Below are 20,160 nucleotides of genomic sequence, written 5' to 3'. Positions count from 1 at the left end.
CAGTTCAGGTTGCATATGGCTTTAATGTGGTCTGATGGAAACAGTGCATTGGATATTTATTTCACTCGTACCGAGGAAGGTAACTGGCTCTTTGATGGTCTGCTCACGAACAGATAGGCCACTAGTCTGGCTCTGTAAAAATAAACAGCGACCGTTCCCTCTATGTTAAGAGAGGAAGGTCGCCGTATGGAGTTTCAGTGAAAGATTCAATTATTGTGTAGGCTTTCGGTCCGGTAACTGGCTTAAATAACTGTTGGACAAATGTGCAAGATCCAATGCCCGATCATATTGTTCTTTCGTTATAAACCGCGAAGAGGAAACCTCACTTTTATTGGAGCTGGATATAGTTGGAGACCCCTTTTCTCCCGGATTCTCCGGCGTCTCTTCTGAAGGGATGTCCGTCTGTTTCTGCCTTGCATCCTGCCTGCCCGCATCAGCTAGGGAATAATGCGTTCCGTCACCATATCCGGTCGCTGGAATGAAGAGAGAAGCATCGTTCAGCACCGACCCGGAAGGAAGGTAATAGCGTTCAGGTAGCAGATTCCCACCTTCATGCAGCAAATCCTGTCCAAAGTGTAATTGGTCATCTAACGATACTCCGATGAGTCCAGCAATCGTTGGCAGAATGTCCACTTGGCCTCCGAGCTGTTCCAGTTGTGCGCCCGTGGTAATGCCCGGAGCCGAGATAATGAGTGGAATGTTAATCATATCTGCTGATGTATATTCCCGACCATACAACTCTTTCATAAGAACTTCGTCATCCCGGTCCAGTGAATAGATGGGAAGTCCGAGGTGATCCCCATACAAGACGAACAGACTATTTTCCCATAATCCCCGTTCTTTCAATCCCGCAATCAACTGTCCAACCGCCTGATCAGCATAATGCTGGGATATCAGATAATCGCCGGGCAACGTATCTTTGTAACGCTCAGGCAGCGTCAGCTTGACCTTGTTATCAGGCAGCGTGTACGGGTGGTGGGCTGACATGGAGATGATATGGGCATAGAAGGGATCACCCGAAGACTGCATGGATTCCAGCTTATCCAGTGTTTTGGAATACAGAACCTCATCCGAAGCCGAAAAGGCGATGGAGTCCTGTGTGCCGAAATAATCAATATCATAATACTGGTCGAATCCAAGTGCCAGGTATAGCTGATCCCGATTCCAGAAACGAACATCATTCGTATGGAATGTGGCTGTCTGATACCCGTTTGCAGACATCAACTTGGGCAGGCTCGGCAGGGCTTTATCTGCATATACAGTCGTTGCTGCCCCGTTCGGCGGGGTGTAAAATGATGTATTCACAACAAATTCTGCATCCGAGGTATTTCCTTGCCCCACTTGCTGATAGAAGTTCGGAAAATACAGGCTCTGTCCAGCCAATTGATTCAGATTGGGCGTGATCTCCTGTCCATCTACCTCTAATCCAATCAGGAAGTTCTGAAATGACTCCAACTGAAGCATAATCACGTTACGTCCGCTCGCTACCCCCTGCTCCACAATCCCAGGAAGTTCGGTCGTTTGCTTCAACTGGTCAATGTCAGCCTGATCAATGTGGGCAATGGGCACAAGTTCATCGGGTCGATCCAGAATAGTATAGGCTTCATAACCGAGGATGCCCATCTGTTCTGCTTGTGTAATCTCACTCATACTGGCCCGATTGGGATAGATGTTGAGCATGCACAGAATCATGGACAGGGTCAGAATGACCGAAGCAACACGTCTTCTGGCACGTCGTTCAAGCGGAATCCGGTCCGGGCGCTCTGTACTCCCGTGTTTGATCCGACGACGAATGAGTATCCCCCCAATAATCAGAACGTCTGCAAAAATAAACAAATAATAGGGGTCAAGTAAAGAGAACATACTGCTCTTGACAGAGGTCACTTGATTCACCTGTGCCAGTGCGTGATAGTTAACGATTACGCCATAGTATTTGTAGTACATGATGGCTGCAAAGAAAATCCCTGAGAGCAGCAGATTCACGGCAAGGTATATCCACATCCGTCGTTTGGCAGCAAACCACTCAATCAGACAGAAGCCAATCCAGATGAGCGGCAATTCGGTCAGCAGTGGTTTCCAGACAGGGATGTCATCGAAAATAACAATCCAGGCCAGTGAACTTTTGATCATCATGATGATGGTAAAGAATATAAACGGTCCGCTTAGAAACCGGGTGAGTGAACTGCGTGACAAGGTACCGCCTTCCCTTCCGAAGTTTCATTTAACAAGTATTATCCTATCTCAGCATGTCCATGTCAAAAAAATGAAAGCCGCCATGAATCGACAACAAAAAACCTCTTCCAGCAGGGAAGAGGTGTGGTAGTCACGGGTTACTCTAATGAAAGCCGGATATAACCCGATTGTTTATTCTATAGTGTACGTTGTAACGTAGGAAGGTCTGGGAAACATGTTGGGCTTCTGTGCAGTCAGGCCTTCGCTTGTACTACGGTTTCGGTGAGCGTGATTATATGCTTGGGATTCCTGCCAGCCTTTGAAATGTTCCTCGGATTGCCAGAGTGTAAGTACAACATACGTGTCATCCTTCAATGGACGAAGCACACGAATACCGATAAAACCAGCCTCGTCTTCGACTTTGCGGGCACGGTTCTTGAACCGTTCTTCGAAATCGTTACGACCATCCTCTGTGACAGGGATATTGTTCAAAACAGCATAACCTCCGCCAGTCCAGGAGCCTGCGGCATCGAAAGCTTCATATGCGGCTACTTTATCATCAGACTCGATATTCATCAGACGTTCTGCGGATTCAATAGCCAGTCGCACCTGCTCTTCGCTTCGCAAAGTTAGATGAGGGTATGCAGCAAGTGCATCCGGAATCGGTGAAAGAACCAAATAGATATACATAGAAGCTGCCTCCTTATATAAATAGTTAAACTATACGTTTACACGAGAACGCAGAGGACAGAAATAACCTGAAGAAGCGAAGTGTGCGCCTGAAAGCTTTCTGAAAGAAAGCTACATCGGAAGCATACACTATCACCGGATTTTCCCCATTAAGGGGGGATCAAAAAAATCTGGGGATAACAGCGATCGGAAGGTTGTTCTGTCATCGGAGTGGTAAGTGTAACATTAACTAGTTCAACTTATATACCTCAACATAGCATATGGGAATCGGTGAGTCCAATCGGCGGATCAACTGGTTTGAGCATGTCTTTTCATGATAAAGTATAGTCACTACAAACAGAACGGGTGATCGTATGACAACAACAATTCGGATATCGGTTAGACCTTTGGTGGAGTATGTGTACCGCAGTGGCAGCATACGGCCAGGGTTCCGGACCAATGCATCGATGCAGGAGGGGACTCGAATCCATCAGCGGGTACAGAAGGGATACACCGAAGAAGATCTGAAAGAGATCGTACTCGAGGCTGAGATTCAACATGGCGATCTGACCTATGTGGTGGAAGGGCGATGTGACGGTCTGATCCGTTTGGAGGGTCAGTTAACGGTGGATGAGATCAAATCCACTGCGGGCAATCTGGACGACCTGGGTGACGGACTGCCCGTGCATTGGGCGCAGGCGAAGATGTATGCCTACATGTACGCCGTTCAGCAGGATGAACCGCGCATGCAAGTGCAACTTACGTATGTGCATTCGGTGACCCATGAAGAAAGACGATTCCGCCGAATGGCAGAGCGACAGGAACTGGAACAGTTTGCGGCAGAAGTGATTGCCGGCTATGCGCCGTATGCAGAGATGATTGCTGCGTATGAAGAAGAGCGTGATGTCAGTGTGCGAGAGCTGCCGTTTCCTTTTCGTAAATACCGGGAGGGACAGCGGAAGCTGGCAGGAGCCGTGTACAAGACCATTCGTGAAGGCCAGGGATTGATGGCCAAAGCACCAACAGGCATTGGTAAAACGATGTCCGTACTGTTTCCCACGGTCAAAGCGATTGGCGAAGGCGAAGCCAGCCGACTGTTCTATCTGACCGCGAGGACGACGACACGGGTGGCGGCAGAAGAAGCTTTTGCCCGGATGCAATCGGAAGGATTGAAGATGCATGTGATCAGTCTGACCGCGAAGGACAAGATCTGTTTTAAAGAAGAGGAAGCTTGTGATACGGGACAATGCGGCATGTGCGAAGGATATTACGACCGTATTAACGGGGCCGTGCTGGATATGCTGGAACATGAGACATTAATGACACGTCCGGTCATCGAGCAGTATGCACGCAAACATCGGGTGTGTCCGTTTGAGTTTTCACTGGATGCGGCATACGCTGCCGATGCGGTCATCTGCGATTATAACTATATTTTTGATCCGCGTATTTCTCTGAAACGAATGTTGGAGGAGCAGAAGCGCAAGACGGTGTTATTGGTGGACGAGGCCCATAATCTGGTCGATCGTGGCCGAACGATGTTTTCCGCAGAGCTGGAGAAAGCGGTGTTCCTGGATGTGAAAAGGGAGTTCCAGCCCCTGAACAGCAGTGTGTCGGCAGCCAAAGCCATTGTTGACTACACTGGAGCCATTGATAAGTATCTGATTACCCTTCGCAAAAATGGTGGAGATGAAGGGAAGATCATACAGCAGGAGGCACCGGAGGAACTGATTGAACTGCTGGAGCCTTTTGTCATGGTTGCGGAGCAATGTCTGGTCGAAGGTGGTTCGGGGAATGCAGAGACGGATCAGTTGCTGCTCGATGCCTACTTCACGGCACAAAACTTCCTGCGCATTGCCAAGCTCTATGATGAACGTTTTATTACTTATGCAGAGTGTGTTCGAAGTGAAGTGAGAGTGAAGTTGTTCTGTCTCGATCCCTCTGTGCTGCTTCGTCAGACGGCCAAAGGATTCCGCTCACTCATTCATTTCTCGGCAACCTTGTCACCTCTTCGCTATTATCGGGATATGCTGGGTGCAGAGGAAGAGGATTATACATTGCAGATTCCATCGCCATTTCAGCGTGAACAACTGGATGTAAGACTTCTGCCATTATCTGTGCGATATAAGGACCGGGAGCAATCCCGGCGACCCATTGCGGAGATGCTGCAACAGCTGGTGGCCGAATGGCCGCGCAGTAATCTGATGGTGTTCTTCCCTTCTTACCCTTATATGCGAGAAATATATGAAACCTATACACAGCTTCCAAATGAAGCAGATACGGTTATACAGAAGCAGGGCATGAACGAACTGGAACGGGAGCAGTTTCTGGATGCGTTCCAACCAAACCCTGAACGAACACGATTGGTATTTGCCGTCATGGGTGGCGTATTCTCGGAAGGTGTCGATCTGCCGGGAGACCGCTTGAATGGCGTCGTTGTGGTAGGTGCGGGGCTGCCGCAGATTGGTCTTGAGAACAATGTACTTCGTGATTATTATGACCGTACAGGGCGCAATGGGTTCAATTATGCCTATATTTTCCCAGGTATGAACAAGGTGCTGCAGGCAGGAGGAAGGCTGATTCGAACGGAAGAAGACAGGGGTGTACTGGTCCTGGTTGATGATCGATTCACTCAGGAACCTTATCGTTCCCTCCTACCCGAGGAGTGGCAGGATTATAAGCGAATTTGATAAACGAACTACGTTTGAAATGATGTCTGTATATAAGTTGAACTAATCATTTACACGATAACGGAGAGGACAGAAAAAACCTGAAAAAGCGAAGCGTTCGCCTTTATCCTCGGATTTTCCCCTTCGAAAAAGGGAATCAAAAAATCTGGGGATAACAGCGATTGGAAGGTTATTCTGTCATCGTAGTGTCAGTGTAAATAATCTTTAGTTCAACTTATGTAACATTTATTTTTCGATTTTGTCTCTTTTACATGATTGAAGGGTAGGGTGAAAGGGTTATAACTTGGTTAGCAACGAACGAACAACGGCGAATACCCTATCCGTTCCGCGGTCCGCTTCGAAAGCAATCAAGGAGGTCGGTTTATAATGAAGAGAAATCATACCATGATGCAGTTTTTTGAATGGCACCTGGCTGCAGACGGAGATCATTGGAAGCGACTGGCTGAAATGGCCCCGGAACTGAAAGCCAAAGGCATTGATTCGATATGGATTCCTCCCGTAACCAAAGCGGTGTCCGCTGAGGATACAGGCTATGGTGTATATGATCTGTATGATTTGGGTGAATTTGACCAAAAGGGTACCGTGCGCACCAAATATGGCACCAAGCAGGAACTGGTGGAGGCCATTGCTGAGTGTCAGAAGAACGGAATTGCCGTCTATGTGGATCTGGTCATGAACCATAAGGCCGGAGCAGATGAGAAGGAAGTCTTCAAAGTGATTGAGGTTGATCCGAATGATCGGACGAAGGAAATTTCCAAACCGTTCGAGATTGAGGGCTGGACCAAATTCACATTCCCGGGTCGGGGGGATCAATACTCCTCTTTTAAGTGGACTTCTGAACACTTTAATGGCACGGACTTTGATGCCAGGGAAGAACGAACAGGTGTATTCCGCATCGCAGGAGAGAACAAGAAGTGGAACGAGAATGTCGATGATGAGTTTGGCAATTATGACTATCTGATGTTCGCCAATATAGATTATAACCACCCGGATGTAAGGCGTGAGATGATTGACTGGGGGAAATGGCTTATTGATACCCTCCAGTGTGGTGGTTTCCGACTTGATGCCATTAAGCATATCAACCACGAATTCATTAAGGAATTTGCAACAGAGATGATCCGCAAACGCGGTCAGGATTTTTACATCGTAGGCGAGTTCTGGAATTCGAACCTGGATGCATGTCGTGAATTCCTCGATACGGTAGACTATCAGATTGATCTGTTTGATGTGTCTCTTCACTACAAGTTGCATGAGGCTTCACTTGCAGGCAGAGAATTTGATCTCTCTAAAATTTTTGATGATACCTTGGTTCAGACCCATCCTACCCATGCAGTAACTTTTGTAGATAACCACGACTCCCAACCTCATGAAGCGTTGGAATCATGGATTGGAGATTGGTTTAAGCCGAGTGCCTATGCCTTGACGTTATTACGTCGAGATGGTTATCCGGTTGTGTTCTACGGCGATTATTATGGCATTGGCGGACCTGAACCTGTGGATGGCAAAAAGGAAATTCTGGACATTCTGCTGTCAGCTCGTTGCAACAAGGCGTATGGAGAGCAAGAAGATTACTTCGATCACGCGAATACGATTGGCTGGGTACGTCGTGGCGTAGAGGAAATCGAAGGCTCCGGTTGTGCGGTAGTTATCTCCAATGGGGATGATGGTGAGAAAAGAATGTTCATTGGTGAGCATCGTGCTGGTGAAGTCTGGGTAGATCTGACCCTTAGCTGTGAGGATCAGATTACTATTGAAAAAGACGGCTGGGCTACTTTCCATGTGTGCGGTGGAGGTGTCTCGGTATGGGCCCTTCCAGAGCAGAATGAGGACTGTGCTGACGCTGAGTAACAGAATCAATGAATGAGAATAAATGATATTAGAAACAACCATATATAGACCGTTATTCCACCTGAACCGACGAGTTTCTGCCGGGCAGGTGGTTATTGGTTTGTTCTTAATAAGTTTTCTGTTTACTTACTCCAGTTCAAATGATTCCAGCGTACCAACCATCCGCAGATCATGCTCTCGGTTGAACTGTTCCCGTTTATCCGCATCGGCGTATTCATCATGATAATGCATTAACACGGTTTTCTGTCTCACTTCGGCAGGCAGTTGTTCCAGATCTTTCAGTGAGGTGTGTGACTTGATCACCAGATCATGCATATGGCATTCATGGAAAATCAGCTGCACATCAGAGGCGACCTGTTCCACCCGTTCCTGATCGAGTGTACTGTCTGCACTGTAATAGAAGTAAGGCTTGGCGAGCAGTCCGTTACTGACCATACCGGGAACATGCTGAGTCCGAAACGTCTCAAACGTCACGCCCCCCAGTTGGAATGTGCCTCCATCGGGCAGTGGAACTACATCGTAGTAATCGTCCATGGTACGTTCACCATCGGTTGTGTAGCGCATACCCGGGGATAGAATGTTCCAGAGCGGCTCTACCAATTGTTCGTGGATGAACAGACGGGGTTTGCGGTCGCCTACAATCTGTGCGTAATAACCCAACATCTGTACACCGTTAATATGATCCTCATGCAGATGGGTAATAAAGACGTTGTGAATATCGGTCATTGGAAAACCGTACTCCTTAAGCGCTTTGGCATTCGATTCCGGAAAATCAATGACCAGATGCGTCTCTCCGAATTCAGCCAGCATACTATTGTGGTGCTGCTCCACGCTGAACATGTCTCCTGTGCCGAGAAATGTGATTTTCATTGCATTTCATCTCCTTGTGTCATCTTCAGATCAGCATTCTTACGTTAAAAACAGTATACCTTGTTTAAGGATGTATGCCTAAATCAACCTTTTTTGATAACGCTATCATTTTATATTGAACTTTGGGGTTAAACAGTGTAGCGTAAAGATGGGAAGTGAACCCATATGAACGTAAACTCACCTAAAGGGAGCGTGCGAGGCGAATGAAATCTTTTCTGGATGAACAATTTCTACTGCACAATGAAACGGCGATCAAGTTATATGAGGATTATGCCAAAGACATGCCGATTATTGACTATCATTGCCATCTCAGTCCTCAGGAGATCTACGAGAACAAAACCTTCGGCAATATTACAGAGGCCTGGTTATACGGTGATCACTACAAGTGGCGGCTCATGCGCGCGAACGGAATTGAAGAGCAATATATAACCGGTGGTGAAGGGGTGACGGATTACGATCGTTTCCTGGCTTACGCCAAAACGGTACCCATGATGATTGGTAATCCGCTGTACGCGTGGTCACATCTGGAATTACAACGATACTTCGGCGTGTACGAAGTACTGAATGAGACAAGCGCACCAGCCATTTGGGAAAAAGTAAATGCCAAGCTAAACAGTGACGGATTCGGTGCACGTGATCTGATTACCAAATCCAATGTGACCGTGGTCTGCACAACAGATGATCCAACGGATTCTCTGGAGTATCATCTTAAGATTCAGGAGATCGAAGGTTTTGATACAGCGGTATTGCCTTCTTTCCGCCCGGATAAAGGGTTGGAATTGAATCGAGATACCTTCACCGAGTGGGTGGGCAAGCTATCACAGGCATCCGGTACAGCGATTTCCGATTATGAATCATTCCTTGCTGCGCTAGAGTCACGGGTGGAATTCTTCCATTCTGTAGGCGGCAGAGTCTCTGACCATGCGCTTGATTATGTCCCTTATGGTGTGGCTACACGCGAAGAAGCGGGTGCCATCTTTGCCAAGGCACTTGCGGGTCATAAGGTAACTCGTGAGGAAGAGGACAAGTACAAGACGGTAACACTGACGTTCCTTGGCAAACTGTATGCAGATCGGGGCTGGGTGATGCAGTTCCATATCAATGCAGCCCGTAACAACAACACACGGATGTTTGCCAAACTTGGGCCGGATACCGGCTACGATGCGGTCAATGATACGCCACTGTCATCGGCAATGATTGGTTTACTCGATGCATTGGAACAGCAGCAAGCACTGCCCAAAACGATTCTGTATTCCCTGAATCCAAGGGACAACGAAGTGCTCGCGGCGATTATCGGCAGCTTCCAGGGCGGAGGCATTCCGGGTAAAATTCAGCTTGGTGCCGCCTGGTGGTTCAATGATACGAAGGATGGCATGTTAGCCCAGATGAAAGCCCTGGCGAATGTCGGTCTGCTCAGCCGCTTTGTCGGCATGTTGACTGATTCACGCAGCTTCCTGTCCTATACGCGGCATGAGTATTTCCGTCGTCTGGTCTGCAATCTCATTGGTGAATGGGCTGAACAGGGCGAAGCACCACAGGATCTAGAACTGCTCAGTCAGATCGTTCAAGGCATCGCCTACAACAATGCAAAGGAATATTTCCCGTTTGCCTCAGCGCTCAAAACGGTCTCTGCCTCGCAGTCCTGATGCTTATCTAGCGCACCTAATACTGCAAAGAGAGTGCCATTTCTTAATATAAAGTGCTCCCATCTCATACCCCCGGTCATCTTCAACCGGAGTATAGGATGGGATTTTTTTGGTTGTTTTTAGTTGTTTGACTTTTGTTTCTCACGATAATATACTTAGTAGACCTAATTAATTGACTGTCTATTTAATCGTATGACTATTTAATAGGAGTCCTTTCATGTTAGACGCTATGGATTGATAAAAAACAAGGAGGGACCCATTATGACTGGTATAGATCCGGTCGCTCAGAAGCTTTTATACTCCATCATGCAATTTAACAAAGGGAAATGGAGGCAACATAAACCTCATGGGCGCAATCACAATGAAATTATGGTGTTGGGTTGTTTGCTCCACGGGGTGCACCCGGGAGAGCAATTGAACTGGCAGGACAATCCGCCTAATTTCAATGACACCATCCAGTCCAATCACCCCGGGATGAAAGTATCCGAAATTAGTGCTTTGCTACGAGTGAAGTCACCAACTATTACACCGGTTATTCGGGGTCTTGAAGATGAGGGGTTGGTCAAGCGGACAATGGACCCGGAGGATCGACGTGCTGTCCGCATCACGATTACTGAAGCAGGCCGTGAAGTCATTCGGGCTGCTCATGAAGAGCGCATGGAGATATTCAACAAACTCGTTAAACACCTGGGAGAAGAAGACAGCACTCAGCTGGCTGAGCTATTGACGAAGGTATACACCTTTTTTGATACACTGACTTCTTCGCAAAAGGATGATTCCACACAAGGAGATGATACGCCATGATGAAACTGTTTCGCATGTTGAAGCCATACAAAGTACCCATTTTCTTCATTCTGGGTCTGATCATGTTACAATCTTTGGCTGAACTGTACCTGCCTACGTTAATGGCGGACATCGTGAATCACGGCATTATTAAAGGAGACATCCCGTACATCTGGCAGATTGGCGGTTGGATGCTGGTCATTGCGATTGCCGGAACAGCGTGTTCGATTATTGCCAGTTACCTCTCTTCCCGTACAGCGGGTGGATTTGCCAAACAACTGCGTAGCAGAGTATTCCGCCATGTGGAGAACTTTTCGCTCCAGGAATTCGATAAGATGGGTACAGCTTCACTGATTACGCGTACAACGAATGATATTACACAGGTGCAGAACGTACTTACAATGATGCTGCGCATGATGATTATGGCTCCGCTCATGTGTATCGGGGGTATCTTCATGGCGGTATCCCAGGATGCCAAATTATCTACCATCTTTCTGGTTGTGCTTCCTGTGTTGGGGGGAGCCATTGCGTTGATTGGGGCAAAGGGTTTACCTTTGTTCAAAACCATTCAGAAAAAACTGGATCGTCTCAACCTGGTTCTTCGTGAACAGTTAACAGGAATTCGCGTGGTTCGTTCATTTAATCGCGGGAAACATGAGCGTGCCCGCTTTAATGGAGCCAATTCAGATCTGAGAGATGTGTCCATTAAAGTAAATGTGCTTATGGCAACCTTGATGCCTGTCATGATGCTCGTGATGAACTTCTCCATGATCGCCATTCTGTACTTTGGAGGACAACGGATCGACAGCGGAAATATGGATATTGGCTCACTGATTGCATTTATTCAGTACGCCATGCAGATTATGTTCTCCCTCATTATGGTTTCCATGATCTTCGTCATGATCCCGAGAGCATCGGCTTCGGCAGAGCGGATCAACGAAGTGCTTGATATGCAACCTGATCTTAGCAATCCAGATCAGCCTCGCGCCATGAAAGCACTGCAAGGTACGATTGAGTTCGATAATGTGACTTTCCGTTACCCAGGTGCGGAGAATCCGGCATTATCCAACATTTCATTCACAGCTCGCCCAGGTGAGACCACAGCGATTATCGGAGGTACCGGTTCAGGAAAATCCACATTGCTCAGTCTCATTCCTCGTTTCTATGATGTGACAGAGGGCAGTGTTCGAGTAAATGGAACGGATGTGCGTGAACTTCGGCAGGAGGATTTGCGCGGGAAAATTGGTTTTGTACCGCAAAAGGCAGTTCTCTTCACCGGAACGATTACGGAGAATATTCGTCACGGCAAAGATGATGCCACGATGGAAGAGATTGTTCATGCAGCTCGGACGGCGCAGGCGGAGAATTTTATCTCCGAGATGAAAGACGGATATGACAGCCTCATCTCTCAAGGGGGTAGTAATGTGTCTGGTGGGCAAAAACAGCGTTTGTCCATCGCTCGCGCACTCGTTCGTCGTCCGGAAGTCTATATCTTTGACGACAGTTTCTCGGCCCTTGATTTCAAAACAGATTCCCGTCTTCGTGCTGCACTGAAATCTGAAACGACAGAGGCGGCTGTGCTCATCGTGGCTCAGCGTGTAAGTACAGTTATGGATGCAGATCGCATTCTGGTCATGGATGAAGGACGAATTGTCGGTTCAGGAACACATAAAGAGCTGCTGGAGCACAATGAAGTGTATCGCGAGATTGTATCCTCCCAGCTGACTGAGGAGGAGATCGCATGAGTGAACGTACAGAGAAACACAAGGCACCCCGTGCCTCTGGCGGACCGGGACCAGGTCCCGGAATGGGCATGCGACCTCCCGCCGAGAAAGCGAAAGATTTCAAAGGCACACTGCGTCGCTTAATTCATTATCTTCAGCCTCACCGTTATCTACTGTTAGGTGTGCTGATTGCAGCTATTCTAAGTACCGTATTTAGCATCATCAGTCCGAAGGTCATGGCGGAAGGTACAGATATTCTCAGTCAAGGCGCGATTGCCATCCTTCAGGGTGTGCAGGGAGCAGGGATTGATTTTCCGGCATTGATCAAAGTGTTGTATCTGCTTGTCGGGCTCTATCTGTTCAGTGCTGCATTTATGTATCTACAACAATACCTGATGGCCGGTGTGGCCCAACGAGTTGTATATGACATGCGTGAGCAGATCAGCGAGAAGGTTGGACGGTTGCCACTGAAATATTTTGACTCTCGTACCCATGGGGAGACTCTCAGCCGTGCCACGAATGACGTGGACAACATTAGTAATACGCTTCAGCAAAGTTTGGCGCAATTCATAACGTCTGTAGTAACCATTGTCGGTGTAATTATCATGATGCTGACGATTAGTCCGTGGATGACCCTGATCACCATTTTGACGCTGCCACTCAGTGTGGTAGTGGTTATGCTGGTGGCATCCCGTTCGCAAAAACACTTTGCGGGTCAACAGAAATCGCTTGGTGAATTGAATGGTCATGTCGAAGAGATGTACACAGGGCACAAAGTCGTCAAAGCATTTGGACGTGAAGAAGAATCGGTACAACAATTCGAGAAGGTTAATGAGGAGTTGTATGAGTCCGGCTGGAAAGCCCAGTTTATCTCGGGTATCATTATGCCACTCATGAGCTTTGTCGGTAACCTGGGTTATGTGCTGATTTGTGTGGTCGGCGGGATCTTCGTTACACGCGGAGCCATCTCCATCGGGGATATTCTGGCCTTCACACAGTACTCCCGTCAATTCACCCAACCAATTAACCAGATCGCGAACATCTCCAATATCATTCAATCGACGATCGCTTCGGCGGAGCGGGTATTCGAGTTGCTGGACGAAGAGGAAGAAGTTTCGGAGTCCAAACAACCCGTGCAATTACAGCAGCCTAAAGGCGCAGTTGCATTCCAAGGTGTTAATTTTGGATATAAAGAGAATGAGTTGCTCATTCGCAACATGAACATTGATGTGAAACCGGGGCAAACGGTAGCCATTGTGGGACCAACAGGTGCCGGTAAAACAACCCTGATCAACCTGTTGATGCGTTTCTACGAAATTCAGGATGGTCAGATTACGATTGATGGTGTCAATATTCAGGATATGGAACGCGGCAAGTTGCGCAGCCTGTTTGGAATGGTGCTTCAGGATACCTGGTTATTCAACGGAACGATTCGTGACAACATCGCTTATGGACGAGAAGGCGCAACGGAAGAGGACGTCTTCAAGGCAGCCGATGCAGCCCATGCGGACCACTTCATTCGTACACTGCCTGATGGATATGATACGGTGCTGAATGAAGAAGCATCGAACATTTCCCAGGGACAGAAGCAGTTGCTTACGATTGCGAGAGCAATTCTGGCGAACCCGGCCATTCTGATTCTGGATGAAGCGACGAGTAGCGTAGATACACGGACTGAAGTATTTATCCAGAAAGCGATGAATGATCTGATGAAGGATCGCACGAGCTTTGTCATTGCACACCGGTTGTCCACCATTCGCGGCGCCGATCTGATCCTGGTGATGGATCATGGTAACGTGATTGAACAAGGCAATCATGAGGAATTGATGGCAAGTCAGGGCTTCTATGCGGATCTGTACAATAGTCAGTTTACGGAGCAACAACCGCAGGCAATTTAATAATAATAATTAGATTGAATTAACAAGAATAGCCGGGAGTACCCTCTAAGGGTTCCCGGCTATTTGTCATGTATTTTGAGCATTGATGATATGATATGCAGTATTCATTTACTCATCATTGGACTTTTTATCAGGTACATCAGTGCCGTTACTGGAAGGTGCCTTCACTTCCACCTTTGCATCATCGGTAGCTTCATCCAGTGCAGACGGAGCCGGCTCACCCGGGATCAATTCGCGCTGCTCAATCATGCGTTTGACGACGTCATAGCAGTCATCGACATGTTTGTTACCCACGTAGCGCATGGCCGTGAAGCTGAGTGTGGCAGCCAGCCCCTGTCCTGCAAATGGAACGAATTTGGCGACCGATTTGGTAGCAACGCGAACCCCGACTCTTTTCAGAACCTGTACGACCAACTCCTTGGTTACCATACGTCCAATTACTTTGCTACCGATGGACATCACGAATCCATAGATCATGGATTTGGTCTCGGGGTCCATACCATCCAGCTGTTTTTGCGATAATCCGAATTTATTGTTAATGGCAGGCAACAGCTGCATCAGCATCCCCACATCAGCCAGTACGTCTGTACCGGGCAGTGGAACGAGTGTTGTACCTGCGGAAGCAGTAGCTCTTTTGCGAACCATGGTGCGGCATTCCTTGCGAACTTGCTCCAATTGTTCCAACGTTGCCGGAATCATAGGGAATCCCTCCATTCGTATATGGTATAGATATAACCGTTTTGACTCGCTTTGAATGGGTTATCACCAGTAAAAATTTGCGGCCTTATGACATAAGGTGTGGAGAAACCATTTTTCTCATGCATACATTCTGGTTAAACAAGGAAATGAGTTGAACTTATATAGCTATTACGAATGAATGACGATTAGGATGCATACCTGATTGGGGAACCTATTTTGGATCATGATGAGGAGGTACTTAGCGAAAGGCTTGTTTACGGCTTCAACCTTTCTGGGTAAAGGTTAACAAGCATTGGAATGGAGGAAGAGAAGGATGGAGTTTAACAAAGCCTTGTTAATTCATCATCATCATTCGGGCAAGGCCAATCGAGAGAATACAGTTGGTCTTGTAGCTGGCGTGCTCGCTCCCGCTGTTTACGAACTCGTTATTGTGGGTACGGATGGACCGGGTGAAGGAGAGAAGCTGTGCCTTGAACGCGGAGAACAATTTGATGTGGTGTTTATCCTGGGCGGGGATGGCACGGTGCATGAATGCGTGAATGGACTGGCTGATCTGCAACATCCTCCGTTGATTGGCATATTACCTGGAGGCACCTGTAATGACTTTGCGCGTTCGCTCGGTATTTCACCGGATGCAGAGACGGCGGCGCAGGAAATACTGGCGGGTCGTGTGGTGTCCATTGATGTTGGACGCGCGAATGATCGGGTGTTCACGAACTTTTTTGGCATTGGCTTAATCAGTGATACATCGCAGAATATTAATGAGAATCTGAAAGGCGCGCTGGGGAAGCTCAGTTATTTCATCAGCACGTTACAGACGATTAGTCATACAGAGCCGTTTCATTATCAAATGGAGGCGGATGGGAAAGAGATGGAGGGCGAAGCTGTGATGATCTACGCAGCCAATGGCCGTTTCCTGGGCACCAATGCATTACCTTTTGCACCGGATGCGTTGCAGGATGGTGAGCTGGACGTGCTCATTATTCATGAGACAGGCATTCCGCTGTTGCGAGAGATTCTATCGCATAAGCCTGAGGGCGATTGGCAACCTCAGAATGGAAGCATTTCATACTTCAAGGCATCTACGCTCAAATTGAAGACCGATGCGCCGATGTCAGCCGATACGGATGGCGAATTGTATATGAAGACACCCGCCGAGCTGTCCGTGCTGACGGGTCGTTTGAAGTTTCTTACCGGGGAAGGGTACTAAATTCCCCGGTTTTTGGGTTGATTTTGGCTGATCGAAAACTTAATTACTCCCTGCCTGATCATTCATATGACGTTGCCGAAACTCCTCTTCCAGCAGGCTCATCTGTATGGAATCATGATATTGGTGATTGTAGAACAAAGCGTCCCGCTTCACACCCTCGCGCTGAAATCCGAGTTTCTCATACGTGCGAATGGCTCGCTCGTTGAAGGCGTAAACCTCAAGTTCAATTCGATGCAGATTGCAAATGCCGAAGCCGTAGTCCAGCATAAGCAGCAATGCTTCGCTGCCGTAGCCTTTGCCTTGATGCTCCGCCTGATCGATGGCAATCCGTATGTGTGCACTGCGATTCTTGGCATGCATGTCCATTAGGACGACATCTCCAATGATCTGATCATTTTCCTGCAAAGCAATAAGCAACATGAGTCTGGAGTCATCCTGTGCGGCGTTTTCGACATAACGTTCAACCTGAGTGCGTGTGAAGCTGTTCTGTGTACCCGTCAGCCTACGCATCTCGGTGTCAAACAGACCAGGGAAATATACATCCACATCCGTAATCTCGAAAGGACGCAGGTATATGCGCTGCGTTTCCAGCAGACGGGGGATGCGTTGGGATGGTTTTGGTTGAGACATATTGTTTCCTCCTATAGTTCATAGCGGGACAGATTGAGATTGCCCTGCCTCTTCAAGTAGCGTTACATATTGATGGGAGCGAACCAGTAGATGGCAAAAGAGAGTTCATTATCGGTTTGCCGGAATAGAACCGGAACGCATTGACCCGGGTATTGCTGCATTGGCCAGAATCTGGAGCTAGCATCAGCATCAGTTCCGCCCAACAGCTCCATCCAGAAACAGGTCCACCAGTTCCTGGGCGAGTTCCTCAATGCTTCCGCCATTCATGTTGCGCACATCTTCGCGGTTCGCGAGCATCAGCAGTGACGTAAACGCATGGGCAAGCAGCATGGGACTGGCGGCCCGCAAATAACCGTTGTCCATCTCCTTCTGAAAATGAGTGGCTAGTACTTCAAAAATACGAACCTCTGCTTCCCGAATCTGAGTAAGTTGCTCCATGTCCAGATGTTTCTCGGCTTCACGCATCATGGTCTCCGTTTCAATATGGGAGTGTTGCATCTTCGCTTCGGCAACCTTAACCAGCCGTTCTTGCAATGAGCCGGGTTCATCCAGACGAAGAGAGGTCTGCTGCATGCCCATCGCCATCATGCGGGTGATGGCAACGGTGAACAGCTCCGCTTTGCTGGAGAAGTGATAATAGATCGATGCTTTAGTCACATTACATAACGAAGCGATCTGCTGAAGAGAGACGGGTTCATACCCGTATTCCATAAACAGACGTGACGCGGTCATCAATATGTTGGTTTGGACAGATGCTTGATCCACACCTGCTTTGGGTCTACCCGGTGAACGGGGAATGTTTGTTTTTTTGCTCATAGGTGCATACCTCTTTACGTATTTAATTGCTTGTTAGACGTGTTCACAAAATTAGGCATTGCAAAATTAACCTTCCGGTATATATAATTAACTCGATTATACTATGACCCGTGGTTCATTACTACACCATTATATATATTAGGGCTTCATAGAAACAGAATAGGGAGATGAAGAGACAATGCAGGAAGGTTCGGGTTACGGCCGCTGGGTTGCCGGCAAACGAAGCAAATGGATTACGCTGTTGGTATGGATCATTATCGCCGTTGTTCTTGGCATGGTATGGCCTGCTGTAGGTGATCGTGAAACTAATAACGCACAGGATCTGAGTGAATCCAAACCATCGGTTCAGGCAGCTGCACTTGCCGAGAAGGAATTCCCTGGTGGTGAAGGACTGCCCGCACTGATCGTATGGCGTCAAGCCGGCGGTCTGACGGATGAGCAGATTCAGAACATTCAGGCATTAACGGAGCGGCTGGATCAAGATCCGGTAGAACAACAGCAGTCCGTTGTGCCACTCTATCAATTGCCACCACAGGCATTGAAAGGCCAGCTTTCGGAAGACGGGAGTACCTTGGTTATGCCACTTTTCTTCAATGAAGGTGCTGATGCAGAACAATTGAAGGAAGGCATTGAAGCGCTTGAGCAAAAAACAAAAGACATCTTCGGGGCCAACCCGTTCGATGTAGCCATAGATGATACCAATACACTGATTGCCCGTGTAACAGGGCCTGTAGGAATATCCATTGATGCGAGCGGACTGTTCTCCTCCGCCGATGTATCCTTGCTTATCGCTACGGTTGTACTGGTATTAGTACTGTTGCTGTTGATCTACCGCTCGCCGGTATTGGCAATTATCCCGATTATTGCGGTTGGATTCGCGTATATGGTAACAAGCCCCATTCTCGGATTCATGGCAGATCAAGGCTGGATCACGGTGGACGCACAGTCGATCTCCATCATGACCGTCTTGTTATTCGGAGCAGGTACAGATTACTGTCTGTTCATGATCTCCAGATACCGCCAAATTCTCTATCATGAGCCAGACAAAAAGAAAGCCATCTTCCAGGCAATTACCGGATCATCTGGCGCCATTGCCATGAGTGGATTCACGGTCGTTGCAGCAATGCTCGTACTGTTGCTGGCTGAATACGGTGCATATCATCGTTTTGCCGTACCATTCAGTCTGTCCATCTTTATTATGTTTATTGCAAGTCTGACGCTGGTTCCGGCGCTTCTCGCGATCTTCGGTCGGGGTTCATTCTATCCATTCGTACCGCGTACACATGAGATGGAAGTGGAACGTGCCAAGAAAAAAGGCAAACCGGCTCCGGCTCCGCGCAAAATCAAGGAAAGCTGGATTGGCCGTGTTGTAGTAACGAAGCCATGGACCGTTCTTGCGATTACCTTGGTATTGCTGGGAGGACTGGCTGTATTCTCTACTCAGGTTAAATTCACATATGATCTGTTGTCTTCCTTCCCGGAAGATGTGCCTTCCCGCGAAGGGTTCACAGTCATTGGCGAACAGTTCTCCCAAGGTGAGCTGGCTCCAGTGAAAGTGATCGTTGATGCAGGTGGCGAAGAAACTGATCTGAAGCAGCGTCTCGAATCGCTGGATTACATTAGCAAAGTAGGCGATGCCCAGCAGGGCGCCGAGAATGCCAACATTACCGCTTTTGATGTGGAATTCAATCTGAATCCATATTCCATGGAGGCGATGCAACATATCCCGGATCTGCGGGCTACTGCGGAACAGGCGCTTCAAGATGCTGGTGTAGCTAATGTGGACAGTCAGGTCTGGATCGATGGTCAGACGGCTGAACAGTATGATATTGAAGTGACGGGAGAACGCGATGCCAAGATCATTATTCCGGTAGTCATCGGCATGATTACATTGTTACTGCTGTTGTACTTGCGTTCAATCGTAGCCACAGCGTACCTGATCGCGACAGTCGTTCTATCGTATTTCTCTGCACTGGGTCTCGGTTGGATCATCATTCACTATGGACTTGGCGCAGATGCCATTCAGGGAGCGATTCCGCTGTATTCCTTCGTATTCCTCGTGGCACTGGGTGAAGACTACAACATCTTCATGATCTCTAGCATCTGGCAGAAACGCAAAACGATGCCGCTCCGTCAAGCCATCAAGGAAGGGGTAGGCGAGACTGGATCTGTTATTACCTCTGCCGGTCTGATCTTGGCAGGAACATTTGCGGTACTTGCTACATTGCCAATTCAGGTGTTGGTGCAGTTTGGTATTATCACAGCTGTAGGTGTGATGCTGGATACCTTCCTGGTTCGTCCGTTCATGGTACCGGCTATCACCGCATTACTGGGCAAATGGGCTTTCTGGCCAGGCAAGTATGTGCCGATTGCAGAGAAGAATGAGGAGAAACAGAACCAGTCCATGTAATCCATGGATTAGGTGAGATGGACAGCGGGGCTTCAAGCCCGCTGTCCATTTCTTTATTTTTCGGACCATGAAGATGACAACCAGTTGTCCACCTGAGA

14 protein-coding genes are annotated in these 20,160 nt (G+C 48.0%); 8 read left to right on the top strand and 6 right to left on the bottom strand.

What is annotated here, in order from left to right; translation table 11 throughout:
• Positions 1-210 precede the first annotated feature (210 nt).
• On the bottom strand, positions 211-2,193 hold the full coding sequence (locus AC4G47_RS28630; protein WP_491103903.1) for an LTA synthase family protein: 1,983 nt from the start codon (positions 2,191-2,193) through the stop codon (positions 211-213).
• A 171-nt stretch (positions 2,194-2,364) separates the two neighbouring features.
• Positions 2,365-2,862, bottom strand: coding sequence for an antibiotic biosynthesis monooxygenase family protein (locus AC4G47_RS28625; protein WP_491103901.1), 498 nt, complete (start codon positions 2,860-2,862; stop codon positions 2,365-2,367).
• A gap of 353 nt (positions 2,863-3,215) precedes the next feature.
• Between AC4G47_RS28625 and AC4G47_RS28620 the strand changes: the two genes are divergently transcribed.
• Complete coding sequence (locus AC4G47_RS28620) at positions 3,216-5,528, top strand: helicase C-terminal domain-containing protein (RefSeq protein ID WP_491103899.1); 2,313 nt, start codon at positions 3,216-3,218, stop codon at positions 5,526-5,528.
• A 366-nt stretch (positions 5,529-5,894) separates the two neighbouring features.
• On the top strand, positions 5,895-7,376 hold the full coding sequence (locus AC4G47_RS28615) for an alpha-amylase (protein WP_491103897.1): 1,482 nt from the start codon (positions 5,895-5,897) through the stop codon (positions 7,374-7,376).
• A gap of 126 nt (positions 7,377-7,502) precedes the next feature.
• Here the strand turns inward: AC4G47_RS28615 and AC4G47_RS28610 are convergent, their stop codons facing one another.
• Complete coding sequence (locus AC4G47_RS28610; RefSeq protein ID WP_491103895.1) at positions 7,503-8,246, bottom strand: MBL fold metallo-hydrolase; 744 nt, start codon at positions 8,244-8,246, stop codon at positions 7,503-7,505.
• A gap of 203 nt (positions 8,247-8,449) precedes the next feature.
• Between AC4G47_RS28610 and uxaC the strand changes: the two genes are divergently transcribed.
• The 4 genes from uxaC (at position 8,450) to AC4G47_RS28590 (ending at position 14,297) form a co-directional block, all read left to right on the top strand.
• Positions 8,450-9,892 carry a glucuronate isomerase gene (gene uxaC / locus AC4G47_RS28605; protein ID WP_491103893.1) on the top strand — a complete coding sequence of 481 codons (1,443 nt, stop codon included), beginning with the start codon at positions 8,450-8,452 and terminating at the stop codon, positions 9,890-9,892.
• A gap of 261 nt (positions 9,893-10,153) precedes the next feature.
• The gene (locus AC4G47_RS28600) at positions 10,154-10,696 is read left to right on the top strand and encodes a MarR family winged helix-turn-helix transcriptional regulator (protein WP_491103891.1); all 543 of its coding nucleotides are present in this window, start codon (positions 10,154-10,156) and stop codon (positions 10,694-10,696) included.
• Positions 10,693-12,420, top strand: coding sequence for an ABC transporter ATP-binding protein (locus AC4G47_RS28595; protein WP_491103889.1), 1,728 nt, complete (start codon positions 10,693-10,695; stop codon positions 12,418-12,420). The genes AC4G47_RS28600 and AC4G47_RS28595 overlap by 4 nt, the downstream gene beginning before the upstream one ends.
• Positions 12,417-14,297: an ABC transporter ATP-binding protein gene (locus tag AC4G47_RS28590; RefSeq protein WP_491103887.1), complete on the top strand. Its 1,881-nt coding sequence runs from the start codon at positions 12,417-12,419 to the stop codon at positions 14,295-14,297. The genes AC4G47_RS28595 and AC4G47_RS28590 overlap by 4 nt, the downstream gene beginning before the upstream one ends.
• 108 nt (positions 14,298-14,405) lie before the next feature.
• On the opposite strand, the gene AC4G47_RS28585 is transcribed toward AC4G47_RS28590, so the two are convergent.
• The gene (locus tag AC4G47_RS28585) at positions 14,406-14,996 is read right to left on the bottom strand and encodes a hypothetical protein (protein WP_491103886.1); all 591 of its coding nucleotides are present in this window, start codon (positions 14,994-14,996) and stop codon (positions 14,406-14,408) included.
• A 313-nt stretch (positions 14,997-15,309) separates the two neighbouring features.
• Here AC4G47_RS28585 and AC4G47_RS28580 point away from each other — a divergent pair, with 313 nt between their 5' ends.
• A complete protein-coding gene (locus AC4G47_RS28580) occupies positions 15,310-16,206 on the top strand; it encodes a diacylglycerol/lipid kinase family protein (RefSeq protein WP_491103884.1) in 897 nt (298 codons plus the stop codon).
• 39 nt (positions 16,207-16,245) lie between these two features.
• Here the strand turns inward: AC4G47_RS28580 and AC4G47_RS28575 are convergent, their stop codons facing one another.
• Positions 16,246-16,836 (bottom strand): GNAT family N-acetyltransferase, encoded by a 591-nt coding sequence (locus AC4G47_RS28575; RefSeq protein WP_491103882.1) that lies wholly within the window; start codon positions 16,834-16,836, stop codon positions 16,246-16,248.
• A 189-nt stretch (positions 16,837-17,025) separates the two neighbouring features.
• Complete coding sequence (locus AC4G47_RS28570; protein WP_458124458.1) at positions 17,026-17,652, bottom strand: TetR/AcrR family transcriptional regulator; 627 nt, start codon at positions 17,650-17,652, stop codon at positions 17,026-17,028.
• 178 nt (positions 17,653-17,830) lie between these two features.
• On the opposite strand from AC4G47_RS28570, the gene AC4G47_RS28565 reads away from it, so the two are divergent.
• A complete protein-coding gene (locus AC4G47_RS28565) occupies positions 17,831-20,062 on the top strand; it encodes an MMPL family transporter (RefSeq protein WP_491103880.1) in 2,232 nt (743 codons plus the stop codon).
• Positions 20,063-20,160: the final 98 nt, after the last annotated feature.

The organism is Paenibacillus sp. Negev47 (assembly GCF_058313655.1).
This window is presented reverse-complemented; position numbering and strand designations above follow the sequence as displayed.

Coding starts and splice junctions, on each gene's coding strand:
- AC4G47_RS28625 (WP_491103901.1), bottom strand. CDS start 2,862: ATGTATATCTATTTGGTTCTTTCACCGATTCCGGATGCACTTGCTGCA.
- AC4G47_RS28620 (WP_491103899.1), top strand. CDS start 3,216: ATGACAACAACAATTCGGATATCGGTTAGACCTTTGGTGGAGTATGTG.
- AC4G47_RS28615 (WP_491103897.1), top strand. CDS start 5,895: ATGAAGAGAAATCATACCATGATGCAGTTTTTTGAATGGCACCTGGCT.
- AC4G47_RS28610 (WP_491103895.1), bottom strand. CDS start 8,246: ATGAAAATCACATTTCTCGGCACAGGAGACATGTTCAGCGTGGAGCAG.
- uxaC (WP_491103893.1), top strand. CDS start 8,450: ATGAAATCTTTTCTGGATGAACAATTTCTACTGCACAATGAAACGGCG.
- AC4G47_RS28600 (WP_491103891.1), top strand. CDS start 10,154: ATGACTGGTATAGATCCGGTCGCTCAGAAGCTTTTATACTCCATCATG.
- AC4G47_RS28595 (WP_491103889.1), top strand. CDS start 10,693: ATGATGAAACTGTTTCGCATGTTGAAGCCATACAAAGTACCCATTTTC.
- AC4G47_RS28590 (WP_491103887.1), top strand. CDS start 12,417: ATGAGTGAACGTACAGAGAAACACAAGGCACCCCGTGCCTCTGGCGGA.
- AC4G47_RS28585 (WP_491103886.1), bottom strand. CDS start 14,996: ATGATTCCGGCAACGTTGGAACAATTGGAGCAAGTTCGCAAGGAATGC.
- AC4G47_RS28580 (WP_491103884.1), top strand. CDS start 15,310: ATGGAGTTTAACAAAGCCTTGTTAATTCATCATCATCATTCGGGCAAG.
- AC4G47_RS28575 (WP_491103882.1), bottom strand. CDS start 16,836: ATGTCTCAACCAAAACCATCCCAACGCATCCCCCGTCTGCTGGAAACG.
- AC4G47_RS28570 (WP_458124458.1), bottom strand. CDS start 17,652: ATGAGCAAAAAAACAAACATTCCCCGTTCACCGGGTAGACCCAAAGCA.
- AC4G47_RS28565 (WP_491103880.1), top strand. CDS start 17,831: ATGCAGGAAGGTTCGGGTTACGGCCGCTGGGTTGCCGGCAAACGAAGC.